The organism is Oxalobacteraceae bacterium OTU3CINTB1 (assembly GCA_024123955.1).
Taxonomy (GTDB): Bacteria; Pseudomonadota; Gammaproteobacteria; order Burkholderiales; family Burkholderiaceae_D; genus Rugamonas.
The window spans coordinates 5,688,800-5,713,174 of the sequence record CP099652.1 but is presented as its reverse complement, the minus strand read 5'-3'; the positions used below and the strand labels follow the sequence as shown (position 1 = coordinate 5,713,174).

Sequence of the window (24,375 nt, the reverse complement as noted above, 5' to 3'; positions counted from 1 at the left end):
CATGCGATTCAAAGCGATAGTACCGGCGGCTTCGTGCCTGGCGGTGATGATGTCCGGCCAGGCCCTGGCCGGCACGTTTGAAAAAACCTCCACCGGCGTGGTGGTCAAGCCCGATTCCGGCGCCAAGGAAGTGCGCCTGGAAGTCATGAGCGACAATATCATCCACGTCGTCAAGACCGACAAGGAAGGCAAGGAGCTCACGCCATCGCTGATGACGGTGGCCGCACCTGTTAGCGGTATCTTCAGCGTCACGTCGTCTGGCAAGGACAAGGTCACGCTCAAGGCCAAGAAAATCTCCGTGGCGGTGTCGCTGGCGACCGGCCAGGTGCAGTTCTTCAACGCGGCCGGCAAGGCTTTCCTGAGCCAGGCCTCGGAAAGCATGGACCCGGTCGATGTCGGCGGTAAGCCGTTCATGGCGGTCAAGCAGGGCTTCAACCACGGCACCAAGGACGCCTACTACGGCTTGGGCCAGCACCAGAACGGCCAGATGAACCTGAACGGCGAAGACGTGCTGCTGATGCAGCACAATATGGTCATCGCCGTGCCGTTCGTGGTCTCGGACAAGAACTACGGTGTTTTGTGGGATAACAATTCGATCTCGCGCTTCGGCGACGCCAAGCCATACGGCTTCCTGAGCCGCGACCTGAAACTGGTCGACGCCGAAGGCAAGGCCGGCGGCCTGACCGCACGCTACTACGTCGACGACAAACTGGTGCTGACGCGCCAGGAAAAGGACATCGATTACCAGTACCTGAAGGACGTGGCCGAGAACTGGCCGAAGGAACTGGGCGATCCGAAGAAGGCTACCGGCGTCAAGGTGGTGTGGGAAGGTACGCTGACGTCCGACAAGGCCGGCGTGCACAAGATGCAGATGTATTCGTCGGACTACGCCAAGCTGACCATGGACGGCAAGGAAGTCATGGACGTGTGGCGCCAGGGCTGGAATCCGTGGTACCACAACTTCGAGCAGAAGTTCGAAGCGGGCAAACCGGTCAAGCTGCAACTGGAATGGAAACCGTCGGGCGGCATGATCGCCATGACCCACAATGATCCGCTGCCTGCGCCTGAGCGCCATTCGCTGACCTTCTCGTCGGAAGTCGCGCAGAGCATCAACTACTACGTCGTCAACGGCGAGACCAGCATCGACAACGTCATCGCCGGCTACCGTCACCTGACGGGCCAGGCGCCGATGATGCCGAAGTGGGCCTACGGCCTGTGGCAGTCGCGCCAGCGCTACGAGACGCAGGAGCAGCTGCTCGGCGTGTTGAAGGAGTACCGCAAGCAGGGCTGGCCGGTCGATAACATGGTGCAGGACTGGTTCTACTGGCCGCAAGACGGCTGGGGCTCGCACGACTTCGACAAACAGCGCTTCCCCGATCCTAAAGGTTTGGTCGACGAGGTCCATAAGAACAACGCCCGCATCATGATTTCGATCTGGGGCAAGTTCTACTCGAACACCGCCAACTACAAGGAGCTCGAATCGAAGGGCTACATGTGGACCAAGAACGTCGAAAACGGCGATCTTGACTGGGTTGGCCCTGGCTACAAGAACAGCCACTACGATCCGTACACCAAGGGCGCGCGCGAGATGTACTACCGCCAGATGAAGTCCAAGCTGGTCGACCTGGGCTTCGACGCCTGGTGGATGGACAATACCGAGCCTGACGTGCTGTCGAACACCCGCCTGGAGGACTTCAAGAAGCTGATCGGACCGACCGTCTACGGCGCCGGCGAAGTCACCTTCAATCCGTATAGCCTGGTGCATACCGAGGGCTTCTACCAAGGCCTGAAGGGCGACCAGCCGGACAAGCGCCAGTTCATCCTGTCGCGTTCCGGTTTCGCGGGTATCCAGCGCAACGCCACCGCGCTGTGGAGCGGCGACACCGTCAGCCGCTGGAACAACCTGTACGACCAGATCTCGGCCGGCGTGAGCATCTCGATGTCGGGGATCCCGAACTGGACGCACGATATCGGCGGCTACGCGCAGGAAGCGCGTTACCAGGTCGGCGCCACCGGCACCGCGCAGGAAAACCGCGTGGTCGGCGCGGCCGTCGCCAATCCGGAGGACATGAAGGAATGGCGCGAGCTGAATCTGCGCTGGTGGCAGTTCGGCGCGTTGTCGCCGCTGTTCCGCTCCCACGGCGAAGTGGTCAAGCGCGAAATCCACGAGATCTCGCCTGAAGGCTCGCCGATGCGCGACTCGATGGTCTGGTACGACAAGCTGCGTTATCGCCTGATGCCTTATATTTACTCGACGGCGGCGACCACCCACTACGACTCGGGCACCATCATGCGCGGTCTGGTGATGGACTTCCCGAAAGACGACGCGGTCAAGAACATCAAGGACCAATACCTGTTCGGCCACAACCTGATGGTCGCTCCGGTATATGTGTACGGTGGCCGCGAGCGCGACGTCTACATGCCGAAGGGCGCGAACTGGTATGACTTCTATACCGGCGAAGTGCACAAGGGCGGCACCAGGACCTCGATCAAGGCGCCGGAGACCCGTATGCCGCTGCTGGTGAAAGCCGGCGCGATCCTGCCGATGGGTCCTGTGACCCAGTACGTCGACGAGAAACCGGACGCGCCGATCACGCTGAACATCTACACCGGCGCGGACGGCAAATTCAGCCTGTACGAGGATGACGGCGTGTCGAATGCGTACCTGCGCAACGAGTTCTCGCGTATTCCGCTGAGCTACAACGACAAGACCGGCACCGTCACCATCGGCGAGCGCGTTGGCCAGTACAAGGGCATGGTCGCCAAGCGTGAGTTCAAGGTACGCTTCATCAAGGCCGGCGTATCGAGCTCGGATAACTTTGATGCCGCCGACAAGACGGTGAGCTACGAAGGCAAGGCGGTCACCGTCAAACGCTGATTTCCGCGCTGACGATGGTTCCTCGATGACGGCGGGGGCGGTACATGCCGCCTCCGCCGTTTTTGTTTCGCTTCACAAGACAATATTCATGAAAATTCTGCTGCGCTCCACATTGTTTTTCTCATCGGCCCTGGTCGTCGTCGCGGCGGCGGCGGCCCCGGATCTGACGCTGCGCTACAAACAGCCGGCGCCCGATACGCCGGAGGGTTGGGAGCGCGAAGCGCTGCCGATCGGTAACGGCCGTATCGGCGCAATGATCTTCGGCCAGCTGGCGCGCGAGCGCATCCAGTTCAACGACATCACGCTATGGACCGGCGACGACAAGGTGATGGGTTCCTACCAGCCGTTCGGCGACGTGTATGTGAACCTGCCTGGGCATGACCAGGCCACCACCGATTATTCGCGCCGGCTCGATATCGGCCAGAGCCTGCACAGCGTCAGCTACACGCACAAGGGCGTGAAGTTCAAGCGCGAAGCCTTCGCCAGTTATCCGGCACAGGTGATCGCGGTGCGGCTGACGGCCGACAAGCGCGGGCAGTACACTGGTTCGATCGAACTGACCGACGCGCACGGCGCGCAGATCAACGCGCTGGGCAACCGCATCGTCGCCACCGGGTCGATGCGCGGCAAGGGCGATCCGTCGTCGAACGCGATGGACTACGCCAGCCAGGTGCAGGTGCAAAACGAGGGCGGCGCCATCGCCATCGACGGCAACAAGATCACCTTCACCGGCTGCGACGCGGTGACCCTGATACTCGGCGCGGGTACCAGCTACGTGCTCGATGCGGCGAAGAAGTTCCAGGGCGGGCATCCGCTGGCGCGCCTGTCGGCGCAGGTGGGCGCGGCGGCGCGTCCGTGGCCTTCGCTGCTGGCGGAACACCGCAAGGATTTCCAGGCGCAGTTCAACCGCGTCGGCGTGGACTTCGGCGCGGCCACGGCGGCGCGGCGCGCGCTGCCGACCGACCAGCGCATCGAGACCTATACCACCGAGGGCAGGGACCCGGAGCTGGAGGCGCAGTTCTTCCAGTACGGCCGCTACCTGCTGATCTCCAGCTCGCGCGGTTCGCTGCCGGCCAATCTGCAAGGGCTGTGGAACAACAACCCGACGCCGCCATGGCGCTCGGACTACCACACCAACATCAACGTCCAGATGAACTACTGGCCGGCCGAACCGGCCAACCTGTCGGAACACGCGCTGCCTTTCCTGAACTTCGTGCAGGGCGTGGCGCCGGTGTACCGCCAGTTGATCGCCGACACGGCGGCCAAGGCGATCGCCGATCCGTCCTCGGTGGTGATGGCCGCGCCGGACCTGAGCGGCGAGGCGGTGCAGAAGGAGGAAACCTTCGTCAGCGCGGCCGGCAAGCCGGTGCGCGGCTGGACCTTGCGTACCGAGTCCAATCCGTTCGGCGCCATGGGCTACATCTGGAACAAGACCGGCAACGCCTGGTATGCCCAGCACTTCTGGGAACACTACGCGTACACGCAGGACAAGACGTATCTGCGCGAGGTGGCGTATCCGGTGATGAAGGAGGCGGTCGCGTTCTGGCAGGACTATCTGAAGGTGCTGCCCGACGGCCGCCTGGTCGCGCCGCTGGGCTGGTCGCCGGAGCATGGCCCGATCGAGGACGGTGTGACCTACGACCAGGCTATCATCTGGGACCTGTTCAACAATACCGTCGATGCGGCGGATGTCCTGGGCGATACTGGGTTCCGCGACCAGATAGCGGGCTTGCGCGACAGGCTGGCTGCGCCGCGCATCGGCAGCTGGGGGCAGCTGCTGGAATGGATGGAGGAGAAGAAGAGCGATCCGGTGCTGGATAAACCGGGCGACACGCATCGCCACGTGTCGCACTTGTTTGGCGTCTTCCCGGGCCGTCAGATCTCGCCGACCAAAACGCCCGAGCTGGCGGCAGCCGCCCGCAAGTCGCTGGAGAGCCGTGGCGACGCCGGCACCGGCTGGTCGATGGCGTGGAAGACGGCTTTCTGGGCGCGCCTGCTGGATGGCGATCGGGCGTACAAGATGCTGCGCGGGCAGCTGGCGAAACCCGGCGCGCGCGCCGCGCAACAGAGCGGCCAGGGCACGGAGTCGAACAACGCCGGCGGCACCTACGCCAACATGTTCGATGCGCATCCACCGTTCCAGATCGACGGTAACTTCGGCGCGACCGCGGCGATTTGCGAAATGCTGCTGCAATCGCAGACGGGCGAGCTGCACTTGCTGCCGGCGCTGCCTTCGGCATGGGGCACCGGCTCGGTCAAGGGCTTGCGCGCGCGCGGCGGCTACGAGGTCGATCTGGCATGGAAGAACGGCAAGCTGGCTTCGGCGACGATACGCCGCACGGCGGGCGAGGGCGCCGGCAAGGTACGTTACGGCGACAAGGTCATTCCGCTCAACCTCAAGGTCGGGGAGAGCAAACGTCTGGGAGAAAAACTATGATGCGACAGGTCCTTGGAACGCTGCTGCTGGCATTGAGCGGACTGGCTTTTGCGGAAGGTACGCAGACAAGGTATTTGAGCGGCACCGACAAGGACCATCGTGTCGACTGGGAGTTCATGGTCAACGGCGGGCGCAATAGCGGCGCGTGGAAGACCATACCGGTGCCGTCGAACTGGGAGATGGAGGGCTTCGGCACCTACCGCTATTTCAACGACTGGGAAAAAGACCCGGCGCCGGACACCACCGGCATCTACCGCCACCAGTTCGAGGTGCCGGCCAACTGGCAGGGCAAGCAAATCGATATCGTGTTCGGCGCCTCGATGACCGATACGCTGGTGAAGATCAACGGACAGCCTGCGGGCGCCGTCCATCAGGGCGGCTTTTATGAATTCCGCTACGATATCTCCAAGTTGCTGAAGCCGGGGCAGGGCAACCAGCTGGAGGTGACGGTCAACCGCTACTCCGCCAATAAATCGGTCAACCGCGCGGAGCGTAGCTCGGACTACTGGCTGTTCAGCGGGATCTACAGGCCCGTGTGGCTGGAGGCCAAACCGCTGGAGAATATCGACCGCATCAGCCTCGATGCGCGCCACAACGGCGATTTCAGTGCCGATGTCTTCCTGGCCGGCCAGCCGGACGGCAAGGTGGTCGCGCGCGTGACCACTTTGGATGGCAAGGCGCTTGGCAAGGAAATGAGCGCGCATGTCGTCGGCGGTAAGGCCCACGTCAGCGGCAACGTGGCGAAGGTGACGCCCTGGTCGGCCGAGAATCCACAACGCTACAAGGTCAACTTCCAGCTGGTCAGCGGCAGGAAGGTGGTGCATGAAGTGAGCAAGACCATCGGCTTCCGCACCATCGAACTGCGGCCGCGCGATGGCGTGTATGTCAACGGCTACAAGGTGCGTTTCAAAGGATCGAACCGGCACACGATCTGGCCGACGTCGGGCCGCGCCAGCAGCAAGGCGCTGAGCTACCAGGACGCGAAGCTGATGAAGGAAATGAATATGAACGCGGTGCGGATGTCCCATTATCCGCCGGACCCGCATTTCCTCGATGTCGCCGATGAAGTGGGTTTGTATGTGATCGACGAGTTGACCGGCTGGCAGAAATTCTACGACACCGATGTCTCGACGCCGCTGGTGAAGGAACTGGTCACGCGCGACCAGCACCACCCGTCGATCGTCTTTTGGGCCAACGGTAACGAGGGCGGGTTCAATCTGGATCTGGACAAGCTGTATCCGGAGTGGGACACGCAAAAGCGTCCCGTCATCCATCCATGGGCGAATTACGGCGGCATCGATACCGCGCACTATCCGACCTATGACTGCTGCGCCACCTCGCTGTTCCATGGACGCGATGTCTTCATGCCGACGGAGTTCCTGCATGGGCTGTACGACGGCGGCGCCGGCGCGAGCCTGGACGACTGGTGGAAGGATATGCTGGCCAATCCGCTGAGCGCCGGGGGCTTTATCTGGGCTTTCGCCGACGAGGGTATCGTTCGCGACGATAAGAATGGCGCCATCGACGTCGCCGGCAATCTGGCGCCGGACGGCATCGTCGGGCCTTACCGCGAGAAGGAGGGCAGCTTCTTCGCCGTGAAGAAGATCTGGACGCCGGTGTACCTGCCGTTGTCGGAGATGGCCTTCCTGCCACCTACCTTCGACGGCAAGATCACGCTGGAGAATCGCTACGATATCTCCAATCTGAATCAGGTGAAGTTGAGTTGGCAGTTGGTGAAGTTCGGCAGCGAGACAGGCCATAAGGTTGTAGCCAAGGGCAGTGCAAAGGCGCCCGATGTCGCCGCCGGCATGCGCGGCACCACCAGCATCGCCTTGCCGGCCGACTGGGCGCAGCAGGATGCCTTGTACTTCACGGCGACGGACCGCGGCGGCCGCGAGATCTACACATGGTCGTGGATGATCGCCAGCGCGCAGCAGGTGGCGCAGCGCATGCAACCGGTGGCCGCGGCGTCAAGCGCGGCCACGTTGACGGAGGCGGGCGACGGCTTCGAGCTGAAGGCCGGCGCGCTAAGCGCCGTCATCGACAAGAGCACGGGCTATCTGCGTGCGCTGAAGAAGGGAGATACGATTGTGCCGCTGACGAACGGCCCGCGCCTGGTGGCGGGCGCCGCGACGTTGAAGCGCATCGCCGCGCGGCGCGATGGCAACGACGTGCTTGTCCAAGCCGAATATACGGGCAATCTGCGCAAGGTGAACTGGCGCCTCAATGCCGCCGGCACCTTGAGCGTCAACTACGCGTACAACATGGAAGGTGGCAAACCCGCCGATGCGTTGGGCGTGACCTTCGATTATCCGGACGCGCAGGTGAATTCGATGCGCTGGCTGGGACGTGGTCCTTATCGCGTGTGGAAAAATCGCACGCAGGGCGTGGAGTTCGACGTATGGCAGAAGGACTACAACGACACCATCACTGGCCTGTCTTGGAACTATCCAGAGTTCAAGGGCTTCCACGACAAGGTCTACTGGGCAAAGCTGGCGACCAACAACCTGCCGATCACGTTCATCAATCACAGCGAGGACATCGCGCTGCGGCTCTTCACGCCAAGGGAGGCCAGCGGCGAAGGCTTCGAGCCGAAGGCCACGCACATTGATTTCCCGCCGGGGGATATCTCGTTCCTGAACGCGATCCTGCCGATTGGGACCAAGTTCCACCCGCCGCATGAACTGGGACCGTCGGCGCAGCGCGGCCGCACGCCCAACCTGGGGATCTGGCTGGAAAATACGATCGATATCGTCGTAGGTGACTAGAAAACCTATCGGGGTCAAGTCTGACATTCGGACACGAGCTGATAGGTATGGCTCCAGGCATGAAGGATGCGGGGCGCTCAAGGATGTGCTCGTGTCCGAATGTCAGACTTGACCCCCGCCGTCGTTACAGGGTTTTTGCGAGCCACGCGGCGGTGAGATCGATCAGGCGCTGAGCCGCCGGGCTTCCGGCCTCGAACACGTTGAATACGTGATCCGCGCCGTCGATCATTTCCGCTTGCGCGGGCTTGCCCGGCGCGATGCGGATCAAGTCGAAATCACGCTGCGGCAGGTAGTCCTTGCTGCCACGGACGGTCAAAAACGCGCCCGGATACCTGGCCAGCGATTTGTCCAGGTCCACGCCCTTGAAGCTCTCGTAGAACTCGCGCTTGGTGACGATGGTTTTCCAGCCTGGCACCACCTCCGATGCCACGCCGTCCCGCACAGCCTTCTGCGCCGTCGGCTTCGACATCATGTACTTGTAAATATCCCCGCTCGGCGTGGACCACAGCACCATGCTGCGGAACCATTCGGGATGCTTTCCACCCACGAGCATGGCTGTGGCGCCGCCCAAACTCCAGCCCAGCACCGCGCTGTGCGCGATCTTGACGCCGGGCTGCTTTTGCAGGAACGCATACGCGGCCTCGGTGTCGGCGATCCGGGTGTCGAGCGTCGAGTCGATTTCGCTGCGCATGCGCGCGCCTTCGCCACGGAAGTTGATGCGCAGCGAGGCGATACCCACTTGCGCCAGCTTGGTCGACATGCGTTTGCTCAGGTCCCCGGCGCCATTCAGGTCGTCGGCGAAGCCGTGCAGCAGCAACACGGTCCGGCCGTCCCATGCGCCGTCGGGCGTGACCCATTCGCCAGTGACCTCGGGCGCCACCGTCACCGGCTTGACAGCGGCATGCGACAGGACGGCAGCGGCGCTGAACGCCAGTGCCAGCAGGCCGCGTTGAAGGAGCGAGGCCGCGCCGCGCGATGGGAGGTTATTTTGCATGTCAGCCTTGGGCCAGGTCTTCACCGCGCAGGAACGCGGCGATGGTGGGGTTGATCGCGTCGCCATGGGTGATCGGTCCCATATGGCCGCCGCGTGTTTGCAGCGCCCGCGCGTTGGGCAACGCGGCCGCCAGTTGCGCCGCCAGCGACCGGGTCGAGGCGGGACTGTGCTGGCCGGACAGCACCAGCGCCGGCATCGTCAGCACGGCCAGGTCGGCAAAGGAGACCGGCTCGCCCAGCAGCGCCTGGAAATCCAGCTTGACCTTGGCGATTTGCGCGATCATCTTGTCCTGCGCCGAAGCCGGCGCGGCGTCGAACGCGCCCGCGCGGTTCCAGTAGTCGATGAAGATGCGGGTGGCGTCGCGGTCGTAGGCGCATGCCATGATGCCGCCGACGACGGTGACAATTTCCACCCGCGCCGCGTCCTGCTCCGGCAGCAGGTGGAAGGCGACCGGTTCGAACAATGTCAACGTGCGTACGCGTCCCGGCATGCGGCGCGCCAGGTGCAGCGCGGAGGCGCCGCCGAACGAGTGGCCGACCAGGTGGAACGCTTGGTCCGGCGCCAGTTGCGCGGCGATGGCCTCGGCGATGGCGTCCGCTTCGTGGGCCAGCGTGTGGGTGTATGCTTCGCCCTGGCCGGCGCCCTGCGGATAGGGCGCGGCGCCGTAGCCGAGCAAATCGAGCGGGATGCAGCGGAAATCAGGCGTGAGCTGTTCGACAAGTGCCGCCCACTGGGCCTTGGAACTCATGGAGCTGTGCAGCAGGACGGTGGCCGGTTTCATAGGAGGCGGAGAGCAAAACGAAGCGCAGATTATACCGGTTCGCCCCTGTTATCTTTAGAAACAGGCGGCCTGCCCGCATTTGATGTTTGCCACGGGCAAATGTATTTGTACGCTGGCGTACAGCAGAGAGTCAAGACGAGGGTAAAGTAGAGGGATGGACAATTCAAAAAAAGTCGCCGGTTTGGCCGGCATCGTCAGCGTGCTGTGGATGGGATTGACGGCGGCGGTCGCGGCCAACCAAAAACGGCTGCTGTTTAATCCTCTCGGCAGCCGCCGCGAGGTGCTCAAACCTTACAGCACCGGCCATCGCACCCGCCCCATCGTGATCCGCGCGAAGGACGGCACGCGTTTGTCCGGGTGGCTTATGACGCCGCTGGTGGCGGGACAGACGCCGGGCGTGATCTATTTCGGCGGCCGCTCGGAGGAGGTGTCATGGGTGGCGCGCGACGCCGGCAAGCTATTCCCCGGCATGGCGGTGCTGGCGGTAAATTATCGCGGCTACGGCGATTCGCACGGCGATCCGGCCGAGGCGCATTTCGTCGAGGACGGGCGCATGCTGTTCGACTGGCTCAGCGAGCGTCATCACGTCGATCCGGCCCGCATCGCCGTCGTCGGCCGCAGCCTCGGTTCCGGCGTGGCGGTGCAGGTGGCGATGGAGCGAGAGGCCAGCGCCATCGTGCTGATCACGCCCTACGATTCGATCCTGGCGATCGCCAAGCGCAAATTCAGGACGCTGCCGGTGGAGTATGTGCTGCGGCATAAATTCGAGTCGGTTAAATATGCGCACCAGTTGAAGGCGCCGACCTATGTGCTGCGCGCGGCGTTCGACGATGTGGTGCCGCATTCGCATACCGATTTGCTGGTGCAAAAACTCGGCACCTTGCACGCGGACGAAATCGTGCCCGATTCCGACCATATGAACATCCCCTATCTGGAATCGACGCAGCAGCGCATCGCCAGCTTCCTGACCGAACGCTTTAGCCAGCCGGTTCAGCGCAGCGAGGCCGACCTGCCTGTCCTGCCGCCGGCCATGGCGGGCTAGGCGGGTGACTTGTCGTTGGTGGCAATTGTTGTTTAAGGGTAACAATGTGAAGTTTACGCCTTAGTTTGGGGCTATCATGTTTCGGTTGCTGCACAATCGCAGCGTTTCCCTCACAGGATGGGCCGAATGTTCCAATTACTAAACAACATTAGTGTCAAACGTCGTCTCGTCCTGGGCTTCGCCAGCATCCTGCTGCTGGCGCTGATCGCCATCGTGATCAGCATCACCCGCTTGAACAGCGTGGCGGCCGCCACCCGCCACATGATCGACGAGCCGATGGCCACCGAGCGCTATCTGCAGGACTGGTATCGCTACATGTTCGCGGCGGTGCCGCGCACCACCGCCATCATTGTCAGCACCGACGCCAGCCTGGGCGACTACTTCGCCGCAAACATCAAGGCATCGTCGGACGCTTCCAGCGCGCTGCAAAAGCAGGTCGAGGCGCGCATGGACAGCGACGCCGAAAAGTCCCTGTTCGCGGAGCTGGGCGCGCGGCGCAAGGCGTTCCTCGCCTCCCGCGACGCCACCCTGGCGCTCAAGAAGGCCGGCAAGGTCGACGAGGCGCAACAGCAAATGCGGGAGGTCTACACACCTGCCAGCGTGACGTATCTGGCCACGGCCGAAGCGCTATTGAAGGAACAGCGCCGCCAGATCGACGCGGCCACCGCGGAAATCGAAGACATCAATGTCGCCAGCCGCAACCTGATGATCGCGCTGGCGATTGTGATCCTGCTGCTGGGCGGGACGCTGGCCTATGCGCTGGGCCGCTCGATCGCGGAGCCGCTGGAGCGCGCGGTGGCGCTGGCGCGCCGCGTGGCCGAGGGCGACCTGACCTCGCGCGTGGAGAACCAGGCGCGCGACGAGACCGGCCAGCTGCTCGACGCGCTGGGCAAGATGAACGGCAGCCTGTCGCAGCTGGTTGGCGACGTGCGCCTGTCGACCGACACCATCACCGTGGCGGCGCAGGAGATCGCGGCCGGCAACGCCGATTTGTCGGCGCGCACCGAGGCGCAGGCCGGCGCGCTGGAGGAAACCGCCAGCTCGATGGAGGAGTTGACCAGCACCGTGCGGCAGAACGCCGACAGCGCGCGCCATGCCAATGAGCTGGTGGTGACGGCGAGCGGCATCGCCGTGCGCGGCGGCGACGTGGTCGGGCAGGTGGTCGAGACCATGGGGTCGATCAAGGCCAGCTCCAGCAAAATCGTCGACATCATCGGCGTCATCGACGGTATCGCCTTCCAGACCAACATCCTGGCGCTCAACGCGGCCGTGGAAGCGGCGCGCGCCGGCGAGCAGGGACGCGGCTTCGCGGTGGTGGCGTCCGAGGTGCGCAACCTGGCGCAACGCTCGGCGTCGGCGGCCAAGGAGATCAAGGGCTTGATCGACGATTCCGTCGGCAAGGTCGACGAGGGCGGGCGGCTGGTGGACCGTGCCGGCCAGACCATGAGCGAGGTGGTGGCCAGCGTGCAAAAGGTGGCCGAGATCATGGGCGAGATCACGCAGGCGAGCGAGCAGCAAAGCTCCGGCATCGAGCAGGTCAACCGCGCGATCGGTCAGATGGACGAGATGACGCAGCAGAACGCGGCGCTGGTCGAGCAGGCCGCCGCCGCCGCCGCGAGCATGCGCGAACAGGCGCAAGCCTTGCTGTCGCAGGTGGGGCGGTTCACGGTGGAGGGTGGCGCCGGCGCCGGCAGGCTGTCGACGCGGCTGCGACTTTCGTGATTTGTTAGGCGCTGTTGGCGGCTCATGGCGGATTACGCGCTGCGCGCTAATCCGCCCTACGAGTGTTTGTTAGCCGGGTGTCTTCAGGCCGGATGGCGCTGGGCGGCGGCCGTGCCGCGCGCCGTCAGCTGCTTGTGCACCCGCCGTAGTCCCATCCACACCGCCAGGATCACCACCGGCACTGCCACACCCTGCAGGATGTCCGGATTGACCGGCAGTCCGCCGGCCTTCATCGCCTTGCCCGCATAGCCGATCAATCCCAGCGTGTAGTACGAGATCGCCACCGCCGACAGTCCTTCGACCGCCTGTTGCAGCCGCAGTTGCTGGGCCGCGCGCGCGTCCAGCGATTGCAGGATCTTGCGGTTCTGGCGTTCCTGCTCGATGCCGACGCGGGTGCGCAGCAGGTCGTTGCTGCGGGCGATACGCTTGGCCAGCGCTTCCTGCCGCTGCGAGACCGAGGTACAGGTATGGATCGCCGGCGCCAGCCTGCGGCCCATGAATTCGGCCAGCGTCGGAATGCCGGTCATGCGCACCTCGCGCAGCTCGTGGATGCGGGCCTGTACCAGGCTGAAATACGCTTGCGACGCGGCGAAGCGGTAGCTGTTGTTGACCGAGAGCTTTTCCAGCCGCGCGGCCAGGCTGGTGATACGGTGCAGCAGGTTCTGTTCCTCGTGCGCGTCGGGCCCGCGCGCGTCCAGCGACTGCGGCATGTCGGCCTGCACCAGGGTGGCCGTCAGGTCGGCCAGTTCGTTTTCGATACCGTTCAACAGCGGCTGCGAGGCTTCGGCGTGCGGCAGGCCGAGGAGGGCCATCATGCGGTAGTTCTCGATTTCCAGCAGGCGCCCGACCAGGCGGCCGGCCTGGAATTCGCGCAGGCCCAAGTCGCGCACGATGAAGCGGCTGAAGCCATCGGGCTGGATCAGGAAATCGGTCCAGACCTCGGCGCCGCTGCCCACGCTGCTGCCGACCATCGATTTACCTTGAAACAGTTCGGCGATGGCTTGTTCGTCGGCGCCGGCGCTGTCGCCGTTGCGCAGCACCACGTGCGAGGCGACGATGATTTTTCCATGCAGGCCCGCCAGCCATTCCTGCGGCACGTGCTGCAGCGGCATGCGGTCGAACGCCGTGCGGAAGTCCAGTCCCGGCTCGCCGCGTTCGACGAAGGTGTAAGTGGCGAATTCGGTGTGGCATTCCCACTTCAGGCGAAAACGTCCGAAGTCGTGGAAGAAGTAGCGCGCCTGCGGATGCGGTCCCGCCACGCCGTAATGGGTGCACAGCTGCTGCAAAATCTGGTGCTGCGTGCCGCGATGGTATTTTTGCGAAGGCTGGTCCTGTTGCAGGTAGAGCGCGAAGTGGGTCAGGCTTTCCGGCGCCTGCAATTGCAGGAAGGGGCGTGAGTGGATCTCGGCCGACAGCGGCACCCGCATCGGGTGGTTCAACTTGGCGAAATCGGCGGTGGCGCGGTAAGCGAGGGACATGACCTTCTCCGGTGGATCGGTATTCTGAGTAAAGGTGATGTTACCGGGGAAAAGGCCGCCGGGTGATCACTTTTTTGAGGATTGCGATGCTAAGTCGGCCGGCGCGCCGGGGGCCAATGCGTTAGCGGTCGGCTCGCCGCGCATGAAGGCCGCCAGGTTGGCGAAGGTGACGGCGGCGATTTCGCGCATCGCTTCGATGGTGAAAAAGCCCTGGTGGCCGGTGACCAGCACATTCGGGAACGTCATCAGCCGCTGGAAAACGTCGTCGTCGATGATGTCGCTCGAATGATCGTGGAAAAACAGGTCGCTTTCCTGTTCGTAGACGTCGATCGCCAGCGCGCCCAGTTGCTTGGACTTGAGCGCGGCGATGACGGCCATGGTGTCGATCAGCGCGCCGCGGGAGGTGTTGACCAGCATCGCGCCCGGCTTCATCAGCGCCAGGCTGCCGGCATTGATCAGGTGGCGCGTGGCGTCCACCAGCGGGCAATGCAGGGAGACGATGTCCGATTGCGCCAGCAGCTGTTCCAGCGTGACGCGCGCGGCGATGGCGCCCAGTTGCAGCTGGAGCTGCGGCGCCGGATCGCTGACCAGCACCGTGCAGCCGATGCCCTTGAAGATCTGGGCGGCGGCGGTGCCGATCTGGCCGGCGCCGACGATGCCGACGGTCTTGCCGTGCAAGGTCATGCCGAGCAGGCCGTCGAGCGCGAAATTGCCTTCCCGGACGCGCGCGTAGGCGCGGTGGGTGCGGCGGTTGAGCGTCATCACCAGCGCCAGCGCGTGTTCGGCCACCGCTTCCGGCGCGTAGGTGGGCACGCGGGCCATGAACATGCCGAGCCGCTCGCCGGCCTGCACATCGACGTTGTTAAAGCCGGCGCAGCGCAGCAGCACGGCGCGCACGCCCAGCGCGTGCAAGGCTTCCAGCACCTCCGCATCGAGAATGTCGTTGACGAAGACGCAGACCGCGGCGCAGCCGTGGGCCAGCGGCACCGTGTCGATGGTCAGGCGGTTGGCGAAGTAGACGGCGTCGATCGGCGACGCCGGCGTGGTGTCCACCGCCTCGAGCCGCGCTTCGTCGAGGAAGCGGCGGTCATAAGGTTGGGCGCTGTAGACGGCGATTTTCATGGGGTTGCCGGTTCCAGGTCGGGTACCCACAACAACAGGTCGGTGACGCCGATGTCGACGCCCGCCTGGGTCAGCAAGGTGCTGGCCTGGCCCCGGTGGTGGGTCTGGTGGTTGAAAAAGTGCGCCAGCACGCTGCCGAAACGCTTGCGGTAAACATCCCCCTTGGTGCTGCGGTATTCGAAGGCATGCGCCAGGTCGGCGGCGGTGAGCTGCCGCGCCCAGGCGTTGATGATGGCGTCCAGTTGTTCGCGGTGGCGGCGCAGGGTGGCCAGATCATCGCTGAAGCTGTGTGCCAGGCCACCGGGTTGCGGCATCCCGCTCATCGCGGACAGCGCCGGGAAATTGGCCGGGTGCGTGGCGAAGCGCTTGAGCCAGATGGTGTCGCCGGCCAGCAGGTGGTTCATGGTGCCGGCGACGGAGCCGAAGAAGGCCTTGCGGTCCGCCGTCAATTCGTCCGGCGTCAGTTTGGCCGCCGCAGCGTAGAGGTTGCGGTTCATGTCGGCGTTGTAGGCCGCCAGCAGGACGAAGTGCTCGGGTGTGCTCATTCAATCGCTCATTGAGTGGTTCAATTCGCCGGCAGCGCGTCGGGATCCGATTGCAGGAAGATGGCGTCGTTCACCTTGGACAGCATTTGCGCGCGGTCATAGTCGTCCATGGATTGGCCGCCGTCTTGCGGGTCCAGCGTCGGCAGCAGGTCGCGTGTCATCGCCTTGCCGGACGGGGTGGTGTGGTCATCCTTGAGTTTTCCGAACATGTATTCCAGAACCCGCGTCGAACGGCTGGCCTGCATCTCCAGCGAGGCCTTCACCAGCTTGCCCTTGTCGTATTCGATGCTGGTGGTGCTGCTGGCCGATTCGTCGATCATCATGTATTTGTAGTTCTGCGACTGCGGCTCCAGGTCCAGCGCCAACGTCGCCGTCGGGGAAACCGGCGCATGGTAGCGCGCCTTCAGGTGCGACTGTTGCTGCTGCGAGAGCGCCAGGTCCATTTGCGAGCTGCCGGAGATCTTGGTCTTTTGCGACAGCTCGTAGGCGAAGCTGTCCTTCTCGGTGGACTTGGCGGGATTGGACGCCACCTCGGTCTGCGTGACGGAGGCGGTGAAGTCGGCCAGGCCGGTGGTCGTGGCGCGATCGCGGTCGGTGAGCAGCATGTCGCGCGGCGCCACCGGCGGCGTGCCGTAGTCGCTGTTCATGTCGACCATCGCGTCCTTGAACATGGTGAGCATGGCGGCGTTGCCCTGGCCGCGCATGCCGGCCTGGTCGACCTGTTGCAGATAGCGGTTGAGCGCCTTTGCCTGCTGCTCCTTGCTGCCCCAGCTGGCCGGCTGGCTGAGGTCCACGCCGATCTTGGCCACGCCATCCGGCCCGCTGAAACTGACGGTGCGCTTGCTGCTGTCGGCATGAAATTCGAGGCGCTGCGTTTCCTTGGGACTGAGCTTGATCTCGCCCTTCAGATCGATCGATGACAGGACCGCGCTGTCGAACTGCGTCAGGCCGGCCAGATCGACGCGCGGCGGGTCTTCGGTCAGACCGTCGACCGCTTTCTGGAAGGCTTCCGACAATTTTCCCAGCGCCTTGCGTTCCACTTCGGTGAGCTTGCCGCTACTTTTCGCTTCGACCGCGATGCTGTTGTCGCCGGCGTCCAGCGACAGTTCGACCGTGACGCCGCTGCGGGTGGTGATGGTCAGCCCGATGCGGTTGTCGCCCATGCCGTGCTGCGACACCTGAGACGGCGATACCAGCATGTCGTAGGTGTCGGCTTGCACGCCGGTAGGGGCTTGCTGGATCGACTGCGAGAAATCCTCGCCGTCGTAGGCGACCTGTTTCAGCAGTTCGCCGCCGAGGCCTTTGAGGCGTCCCGCAACCGGCTGCTCGCCGAAGTTCCGCGCCATCATCGTGCTGGACGTGCTGCGGGTGCGGTTCTCCCAGACCACGGCTTTGGGCTGTCGGCTATCCTGGCCGCCGCTAAGCGATACCATGGTCGATGCGCCGTCGACACGGGTGGCGGAGGCCTGGCCGCTGGCGGTCGGGGATGCGACGCGGGAGGTCGATGTGGTGACGCCGGCCGCCGGGTTGGCGGCCGTGTCCCGGCTTAATGGAGTGATGGTGGTCATGAACCCATTATAGAACGGTTCCCCGGCGCTGGACACCGGGTAGCCTCAACCCGGTATGCCTTTAGCGATACGCTAGCGTCACCACTTAGGGGACGTACCCCGGGGGGTACGTCCCTGTATGGCAGTGCGGGTCTGGCGCTAATGCAATCGCACCGGCGGCAGGATCTTCGCGCGCAGCCAGTCGACCAGCGTGTGGGCCGCCATGCGCAAGCTGCCATGTAGCTGCAGCAGGTGTTTTTGGTACATCAACGCATACAGCAGGCTGGCCGCGGCGCCGCCGACGCGGATGCTCTTGCCGGTGAGGGCGCCGGTCAGCACGCCGACCGCCGCCTGCGGTCCGAGCGAAACCAGCGAGCCGTAGTCGTGGTAGCGGAACTCGGGGCGCGGCCCGTCGTCGCGGCGCGCCAGCAGCGCGGCCAGGAACATGGCTTGCTGGTGTGCGACCTGGGCGCGCGGCGGGGCCGCGCCCTTGATCGGGCAAACGTAACTGGCGCAGTCGCCGAAGGCATGGATGCGGCTGTCGCAGGCTGCGCGCAGGCTGGAATCGACCACGATCTGGCGGATGTGGTTGAGCGTCAGGCCGAGCGTGGCGCACAGCTCCGGCGCTTCGACACCGGCCGCCCACAAGGTCAGGTCGGCGCGATGGGCCACTCCGGTGCTGTCGATCACCGCGTTGTCGGTGACGTGGGCGACGGCTGTCGCGGTGCGCACGTCGATGCCGAGCGAGCGCAGGTGGTTGCAGGCGCGCTGCGATTGCAGCGGGTGCAGGTGGGGCAGCAGGTTGTCGCCACGCTCGATGACGGTGATGCGGATTTCGCGTTCCGGATCGAGCGTGTGGACCCGGTAGTCGGCCAGCGCGCGGGCGCTGTTGCTCAGTTCCGCCGCCAGTTCGACGCCGGTGGCACCGCCGCCGACGATGACGACATTGAGCTGCTCCTTGCGCTCGCCGGCGCGGATGCAGCCGTCGACGAAGCGGCGGCGGAAGGCTTCGGCGTCGGCCACGCTGTCCAGGGTCATCGCGTGGCGGGCGGCGCCCGGGACGCTGTAGAAGTTGGTGACCGCGCCCAGGGCCAGCACCAGCTTGTCGTAGCCTATGGTGCGGCACACGCCATCGTCCTGGCGGCCGCCGCGCGGGGTGAGGGTGATGGTTTGGTGGGCGCGGTCCACGCACAGCACTTCGCCTTGCAGGAATTCGAAGTCGTGGTCCAGGGCTTGCGCGGTAAAGGCCAGTTCCGTGACCTGCGGGTCGCATTTTCCGGAGGCGACGGTGTGCAGCAGCGGTTTCCAGAAGTGGCCCGGTGAGCGGTCCACCAGCAGGATGCGGGCGCGCTTGCCGGCGCCCAGTGTGTCTCCAAGACGGGTGGCGAGTTCCAGTCCGCCCGCACCTCCCCCTACGATGACGATCGTTTCCATTTTTTTCTCCAGGTTGGTGAGTCGATTGGTGCTGGTGGCGGAGCTTGGCGGATTACGCGCTTTGCGCTAATCCGCCCTACGTGTTTCCGTAGTCATTCCGCGTTTGCGTCCTATGCGGCCAGGTGTTGGTGGTCTTGCTCTTGCTGCTGGTCGGGGGTGTAGGGGCTGGAGCGCAGTTCGTTCAGCGCTTCGAAGGTGATGAATTGGCGCGGGCGGACCACGTCGGCGCCGTAGGGGGCGACCGATACCGTCCACAGGCCGGCTTCCCCGGCGGCGCGCAGGCTTGGGACGGCGGTGTCGATGGCGATGGCGTCGCCGGGCGTCACGCCCATCGCGTGCAGCGCCCTGGCATAAGGGCCGGTGCCGGACGGGCCGTCGAAAGCGGCGCCCCCGGTGACGACGGTGAATACGCTGTTGACGTGCGCGCCGAAGCTGTTGGCCAGCAGCGCCGAGGTGGCGGGCGCCGGCAGGTCGGTGAGGATGCAGATCTTGCAGCCGGCGGCGATGGCGTCGTCGATCAGCGTGAGCGCTGCCGGCAGCGCAGCCGGCGGGTTGGCGACGATCGCCTGATGGAACTGGCGGTGCTTGTCGGCGTACAGTTCCGCCGCGCGGCTCTTGTCACGGCCGAAAAGCTCGCGGGTGATGACGGTGCCGATGGCGCGCGCATAGCCGTGGGTGGCGGCGGCCGCGCGCAGGGCCGGCAGGGTCCAGCGTATCGACAGGCCGGCGTTGGCGAAGGCCGCATTGCAGGCCGCCAGGTGCAGCGCTTCGGTGTCGAACAGTACGCCGTCGAGGCCGAGGAAGATCACGTCTATGCTCATATCGTTTCCTCAAAATTTGATCTATCGCATTGACGTAAATATAACGGTAGAATCTACAAAAGAAAAATTAAAGATATTCGATAGTTGATAAGGGAGAGCTTATGTATCACGCCAGTTTCCGCCAGCTGCAATCGCTGGTGTTGGTGGCCCGCCACGAGAGCGTGTCGCGCGCGGCCGAGGCGATGCACGTCACGCAGCCGGCCGTCTCGCTGCAACTGCGCACGCTGGAGGACATCGCCGGCATCGCGCTCACGCGCAAGGTGGGACGCAACATCCAGCTCACCGCCGCCGGCGAGGTGATGGCCACCTTCTCGGAGCGCATCCTGCGGCTGCTGGAGCAGGCCGGCGACGAACTGGCGGCGCTGCAGGGCGTCACCAGCGGCACCTTGCGCATCGGCGCCGTCACCACCGCCGAGCATTTGCTGCCGCCGATGCTGGTGCCGTTCACGCTCGAGCGCCCGGACGTGCGCCTCAAGCTGCAGGTGGGGAACCGCTCGGAGATCGTCAACATGCTGGCGCGCCAGGAGATCGACCTGGCCATTATGGGCACGCCGCCGCGCGAGCTGCGCACCAACGCGGCCAAGTTCGCGCGCCATCCGATGGCGTTCGTGGCCAGTCCCGCGCATCCGCTGATGAAGAAGAAAAAAATCACGCTCAACGACGTCATGGCCGCCAACCTGATGGTGCGCGAGCGCGGCTCCGGTACCCGCACGGCGGTCGAAAAGCTGTTGCGCGAGGCGGGACACCCGGCCGAATTCGGCTCCGAGGTGTCCAGCAACGAGGCGATCAAGCGCATGGTGTCGGCCGGGCTGGGGCTGGGATTCCTGTCGGTGCACGCCTGCGGGCTGGAGTTCGAGGCCGGCCTGCTGGCGATCCTGCCGATGCAGGAAAATCCGGTGGAGGCGGACTGGCACATCATGCACCTGAGCGGCCAGCCGATTCCCAAGGTGGCCGCGTCGTTCCAGGATTTCGTCATCGAGAACGGCCAGGACCTGGTGCGGCGCGAGCTGGAGAGCTTCTACAAGCTGCTGGGCCGCCAGCGCAAACCGGCGCAATCCTCGGCCAAACCGAGGGCGCCGAAGCTCGTACCGGCCAAGTGACCAATACACGTGCGTGCATAGTGTGCAGAAGTGTACCGGTACGCGCCTGCACAGTTGTGACTACAATGGACCGGTTACCACCACTGGATAAATCATGTCGCCCGAACTCTTGCTGCCCTTGTGCACCTTCGCCGCCGTCACGTCGATCACGCCCGGACCCAACAACGCGATGATCATGGCTTCCGGGCTGAACTACGGGTTCAAGCGCTCGCTGCCGCATTTGTTCGGCATCACCTTCGGGTTCGCGTTCATGATCTTCGCCACCGGGCTGGGGCTGCACGCGGTGTTCGTCCGGTTTCCGATGTTGCAGCTGATACTGAAGTATGTGGGCGCGATTTACCTGCTATGGCTGGCGTGGAAGCTGGCCAACGCGGCGCCGATGAACGCCGAGCAGGCGGCGCGGTCCAAACCGATGGGGTTTGTCGGCGCGGCGGCTTTCCAGTGGATTAATCCCAAGGCCTGGGTCATGGCCATCAGCGCGATCACGACCTATCTGCCGCAGGGGTTCGGCGCCGTCGACGTGGCGCAGCTGGCGCTGGTGTTCAACGCGGTCGGCACGTTCGGCGTCGGCGCGTGGGCGATGTTCGGCGTGGCCATGCGCCGCCTGTTGCAGGACCCGCGCTCGGTGCGCATCTTTAACGTGGTGATGGCGCTGTTGCTGGTGGCCACGCTGTATCCGATACTCGTGGGCTGATACCATGGCGGCTTGATTGATTTTGAGGAATGCCCATGTCCCGCCGTCTTGTTTCCTCCGCCGCCCGCGCCGCTTTGCTGGCCGCCGCCGTGTTCTCCGCCCATGCCGGCGCCGCCACCTTGCCATCGAACCTGATGCTGCCCGACCCCGTGCTGGCCGCGCGCGGCGTCGCGGAGCGCTGGGTGTTCAGCATCAAGCTGGAATCGTTCGATTTGAAGGGCATGGAGCCTTGCCGGCTGATCCTTGCCGAGCGTGGTTATGTGCCGGTGCTGTCGAAGACCGCCAGCTCCACCATGCCCGATTTGCATTTCAAGATCGAGGGGACCAGGGAGTATCCGCTGGCGAGCGAGGAGGCCGACGACACCTTGTCGGCGGTGGCCCGGGCCAAATGCACCGGCACGCTGGCCTGGACGGTGACGTCGAAGCCGGTGCCCGCCGCGAGCGGCGCGGCGCGGTAGACTGAGGTCGTAGTCAATGCGGCAGCTTGAGGTGGTGCAAGGTGTCGCGGAGCTGGTCCAGGTCGACCGGCTGTTGCGACTGCAGCGCTTGCAGATAGCCGCGCGCGTAGCCGATGGTGTCGGCCGCGTCCGGATGCTGCTCCGCCATTTCCTGCAATAGCCGGTCGGCGGTGATCAGGTCGTTGTGCTGGCCGAGCTCCGACTGGATCGCCGCCAGCGTCTTCAGATACTGGCGCGAGCCCTTCTGCCGGTATAGCGAGTGGAAAAATTCTAGCGCGTAGCGGGCGCGCTTGGCGGCGATGCGGGTGCGGTGGATGGAAGCGGCGTCATCGTCGTCCATGCGGTTGGCGCGCTTGATCAGTTGCTTGTGCAGCCGCTGCATCGTCGAGTGGACGAATTTCGGCAGCGGGCTGTCGGGCACGTCCGTGGCGATGTGCTGCATCCACACCCCCATCGATAATAATAGTTGCGTGTAGCGGGGCGACAGCAGCGCTTTCGCGGCCGTTTTGCGGTAGCCGCGCGCGGCGGCCAAGGCCAGCGCTTGCAGTTCCAGCAGCCCGTTCTTGCCACCGGGATTGGACTGGATGCGCGGCAAGGTCGACATCAACAGCACGTCGGCGTCGCGCGCGGCGCCCAGCTCCGTGCCCAGCCAGGCGATGTCGGCCGCCAGCGCTTCCGGACAGGGAGCGGCGTTGTCGAACAGTTTTAAGGCCGAACGCAGGCGGCGCAGGCCGACGCGCATCTGGTGCAAGGTTTCAGGATCGTCGCCATGAATGACGGCTTCCTCGTTGCGCTGGATGTGTTGCAGGCAGTTGTCGAGGATGGTTTTGAGCGCGTCGCTGACCGTGGCGTCCGGGTCGAGGGTCAGCGCCTGGGCGCGGTAGGGCGCGCTGCCGGTTTGGCGGCACAGCAGGTAGCCCTGTTCGGCCTTGCTGATGTTGCTGAGCCGAAGGGGAATCTGCTGGTGCAGTTCCAGCGCGAAGGAATACAGCGCTGCGGGTTCGCCTTCCTTGAGTTCCAGTTCGATTTCGTTGATGTCGATTTTGCGGCCGTGGCGTTCGATGTAGCCGTGGTCGAGCACCAGCTCGATCGAATTGCCTTCGATCTCCAGATCCCACGTGTGGCGCTCCACTTCCACCAAAAACAGCGGTTCCAGCCGCTCCTTCAGATCCGGCAGGTCCAGCATGTCGCGCCATTGCGGATCGTTGCCGATCAGTTTGCGCAAGCGGCCGAGGCGCGGCCAGGCCCGGTCCACCGGGCACTCCCACTCATTGCGGCTATGCAAGCCGCTTTGCACGCTGCCGCCGGCCTTCATCGTCTGACTCCATTCTTCGCCGACCTTGCGCACGCGCAGGCCCGCGCCGTGGTGCAGGAAATGCAGGTCCGGCGTATCGAAGTAGCGCGCCGTCATTTGTTGCGCGCGCGCGGGACCGCTGGCGTGGGCGGCGATCAGCGGGTGGCGCATCAGCGCCTCGTTGTCGGCGGGGGCAAGTAATAGTTTGAGTTCGACTTCCATGGCGCCAGTGTAGATGAAAAATCCGGGCGGGCGGCGCACGGCTCTGCCGGGCTTGAGCGATGTCGAGACTACTGCGAAATAGGCAGATTCCGCAGAACTTGTGCCCAGGCCGGTGTGGCGCTCCGCCAGAAGCTTTCGATCGTGTCGGCCTGGAAATCCATGCCGAGGAAGCGCGCGGCCGGCAGCAGCGCTTGTTGCAGCAGCAGCTCCGGCGGCGCGCCGTTGTCGAAGGCCATCGCGCCGGTCTGCTTGGATAATTTTTCGCCCAGCTCGTTGACCACCACCGGTACGTGCAGGTAGCGCGGTTGCGGCAGGCCGAGCGCTTGTTGCAAATAGATTTGGCGCGGGGTCGAGTCGAGCAGGTCGGCGCCGCGCACGATATCGGTCACGCGCTGGTCGCCGTCGTCCACCACCACCGCCAGTTGATAGGCCCAGAAGCCGTCGGCGCGTTTGATGACGAAGTCGCCCGCTTCGTCGGTCAAATCCTGGCTGACGTGACCGGCCCAGCGGTCGTCGAAGCCGATCACGCAGTGCGGCGATTGCGGCACTTTCAGGCGCAGCGCGCGGGCGCTTTTGCCCGGCGCCAGGCCGTGACGGCAGGTGCCGGGATAGATCAGCGCTTGCGCCTGCCTGCCGGTCAGGCTCAGTTGCGAATCGGCGATTTCCTTGCGGGAGCAGCCGCAGGGGTAGGCCAGGTCGCCGAGGCGCAGCAGCGCTTGCTCATACAGACCGGTGCGGCGGCTTTGCCAGGTGACCTCGCCGTCCCAACGCATACCGCAGCGGTCCAGCGAGGCCAGGATGTGCTGGTCGGCGCCGGCCACGTTGCGGTCGCCGTCGACGTCTTCGATGCGCACCAGCCACTGTCCGTGGTGCACCTTGGCGTCCAGATAGCTGGCCATGGCCGCCACCAGCGAGCCGATGTGCAGCGGTCCGGTTGGGGACGGCGCGAAGCGGCCTACGTAGTTGTCTGCGGTAGCGATGCGATCGGTCATGGCGCCATTTTAACGCGGCGGGCGGATGCTGCGCTGCGCAATGGAT

18 protein-coding genes are annotated in these 24,375 nt (G+C 64.6%); 8 read left to right on the top strand and 10 right to left on the bottom strand.

Annotation, left to right across the window (positions count from 1 at the left end; translation table 11 throughout):
- The first annotated feature begins 1 nt into the window (after position 1).
- The 3 genes from NHH73_24725 (at position 2) to NHH73_24715 (ending at position 8,083) form a co-directional block, all read left to right on the top strand.
- A complete protein-coding gene (locus NHH73_24725) occupies positions 2 to 2,878 on the top strand; it encodes a DUF5110 domain-containing protein (protein ID USX25746.1) in 2,877 nt (958 codons plus the stop codon).
- 88 nt (positions 2,879 to 2,966) lie between these two features.
- On the top strand, positions 2,967 to 5,315 hold the full coding sequence (locus tag NHH73_24720) for a glycoside hydrolase family 95 protein (GenBank protein USX25745.1): 2,349 nt from the start codon (positions 2,967 to 2,969) through the stop codon (positions 5,313 to 5,315).
- Positions 5,312 to 8,083 (top strand): glycoside hydrolase family 2, encoded by a 2,772-nt coding sequence (locus NHH73_24715; GenBank protein USX25744.1) that lies wholly within the window; start codon positions 5,312 to 5,314, stop codon positions 8,081 to 8,083. The genes NHH73_24720 and NHH73_24715 overlap by 4 nt, the downstream gene beginning before the upstream one ends.
- 124 nt (positions 8,084 to 8,207) lie before the next feature.
- Here NHH73_24715 and NHH73_24710 read toward each other — a convergent pair whose 3' ends face one another.
- Both NHH73_24710 and NHH73_24705 read right to left on the bottom strand, forming a co-directional pair.
- On the bottom strand, positions 8,208 to 9,077 hold the full coding sequence (locus tag NHH73_24710; protein USX25743.1) for a lysophospholipase: 870 nt from the start codon (positions 9,075 to 9,077) through the stop codon (positions 8,208 to 8,210).
- Between the two features lies 1 nt (position 9,078).
- A complete protein-coding gene (locus tag NHH73_24705; GenBank protein USX25742.1) occupies positions 9,079 to 9,825 on the bottom strand; it encodes an alpha/beta hydrolase in 747 nt (248 codons plus the stop codon).
- 187 nt (positions 9,826 to 10,012) lie between these two features.
- Here NHH73_24705 and NHH73_24700 point away from each other — a divergent pair, with 187 nt between their 5' ends.
- Complete coding sequence (locus NHH73_24700; GenBank protein ID USX25741.1) at positions 10,013 to 10,900, top strand: alpha/beta hydrolase; 888 nt, start codon at positions 10,013 to 10,015, stop codon at positions 10,898 to 10,900.
- Between the two features lie 126 nt (positions 10,901 to 11,026).
- Positions 11,027 to 12,622 carry a methyl-accepting chemotaxis protein gene (locus NHH73_24695; protein USX25740.1) on the top strand — a complete coding sequence of 532 codons (1,596 nt, stop codon included), beginning with the start codon at positions 11,027 to 11,029 and terminating at the stop codon, positions 12,620 to 12,622.
- Between the two features lie 83 nt (positions 12,623 to 12,705).
- Here the strand turns inward: NHH73_24695 and NHH73_24690 are convergent, their stop codons facing one another.
- The 6 genes from NHH73_24690 to NHH73_24665 all read right to left on the bottom strand — a co-directional run bounded on the left by NHH73_24690 (position 12,706) and on the right by NHH73_24665 (position 19,569).
- The gene (locus NHH73_24690) at positions 12,706 to 14,100 is read right to left on the bottom strand and encodes a DUF3422 domain-containing protein (protein ID USX25739.1); all 1,395 of its coding nucleotides are present in this window, start codon (positions 14,098 to 14,100) and stop codon (positions 12,706 to 12,708) included.
- 66 nt (positions 14,101 to 14,166) lie between these two features.
- Entirely contained in the window at positions 14,167 to 15,222 is a 1,056-nt protein-coding gene (locus tag NHH73_24685) for a 2-hydroxyacid dehydrogenase (protein ID USX25738.1), read from the bottom strand.
- Positions 15,219 to 15,767: a DinB family protein gene (locus NHH73_24680; GenBank protein ID USX25737.1), complete on the bottom strand. Its 549-nt coding sequence runs from the start codon at positions 15,765 to 15,767 to the stop codon at positions 15,219 to 15,221. Before NHH73_24680 ends, NHH73_24685 begins: the two co-directional genes overlap by 4 nt.
- 20 nt (positions 15,768 to 15,787) lie before the next feature.
- Positions 15,788 to 17,335 (bottom strand): hypothetical protein, encoded by a 1,548-nt coding sequence (locus tag NHH73_24675; protein USX25736.1) that lies wholly within the window; start codon positions 17,333 to 17,335, stop codon positions 15,788 to 15,790.
- A 138-nt stretch (positions 17,336 to 17,473) separates the two neighbouring features.
- Positions 17,474 to 18,748, bottom strand: coding sequence for an NAD(P)/FAD-dependent oxidoreductase (locus NHH73_24670; GenBank protein ID USX25735.1), 1,275 nt, complete (start codon positions 18,746 to 18,748; stop codon positions 17,474 to 17,476).
- A gap of 110 nt (positions 18,749 to 18,858) precedes the next feature.
- Positions 18,859 to 19,569 (bottom strand): HAD family hydrolase, encoded by a 711-nt coding sequence (locus NHH73_24665; protein ID USX25734.1) that lies wholly within the window; start codon positions 19,567 to 19,569, stop codon positions 18,859 to 18,861.
- A gap of 101 nt (positions 19,570 to 19,670) precedes the next feature.
- On the opposite strand from NHH73_24665, the gene NHH73_24660 reads away from it, so the two are divergent.
- The 3 genes from NHH73_24660 to NHH73_24650 all read left to right on the top strand — a co-directional run bounded on the left by NHH73_24660 (position 19,671) and on the right by NHH73_24650 (position 21,821).
- The gene (locus NHH73_24660; protein USX25733.1) at positions 19,671 to 20,669 is read left to right on the top strand and encodes a LysR family transcriptional regulator; all 999 of its coding nucleotides are present in this window, start codon (positions 19,671 to 19,673) and stop codon (positions 20,667 to 20,669) included.
- A gap of 94 nt (positions 20,670 to 20,763) precedes the next feature.
- Positions 20,764 to 21,363 (top strand): LysE family translocator, encoded by a 600-nt coding sequence (locus NHH73_24655; GenBank protein ID USX25732.1) that lies wholly within the window; start codon positions 20,764 to 20,766, stop codon positions 21,361 to 21,363.
- A 35-nt stretch (positions 21,364 to 21,398) separates the two neighbouring features.
- On the top strand, positions 21,399 to 21,821 hold the full coding sequence (locus NHH73_24650) for a hypothetical protein (GenBank protein ID USX25731.1): 423 nt from the start codon (positions 21,399 to 21,401) through the stop codon (positions 21,819 to 21,821).
- Positions 21,822 to 21,834: 13 nt separating this feature from the next.
- On the opposite strand, the gene NHH73_24645 is transcribed toward NHH73_24650, so the two are convergent.
- Together NHH73_24645 and gluQRS are read right to left on the bottom strand one after the other, a co-directional pair.
- The gene (locus NHH73_24645) at positions 21,835 to 23,376 is read right to left on the bottom strand and encodes a CYTH and CHAD domain-containing protein (protein USX25730.1); all 1,542 of its coding nucleotides are present in this window, start codon (positions 23,374 to 23,376) and stop codon (positions 21,835 to 21,837) included.
- A 29-nt stretch (positions 23,377 to 23,405) separates the two neighbouring features.
- Positions 23,406 to 24,329 (bottom strand): tRNA glutamyl-Q(34) synthetase GluQRS, encoded by a 924-nt coding sequence (gene gluQRS, locus NHH73_24640; GenBank protein USX25729.1) that lies wholly within the window; start codon positions 24,327 to 24,329, stop codon positions 23,406 to 23,408.
- Between the last annotated feature and the right edge of the window lie 46 nt (positions 24,330 to 24,375).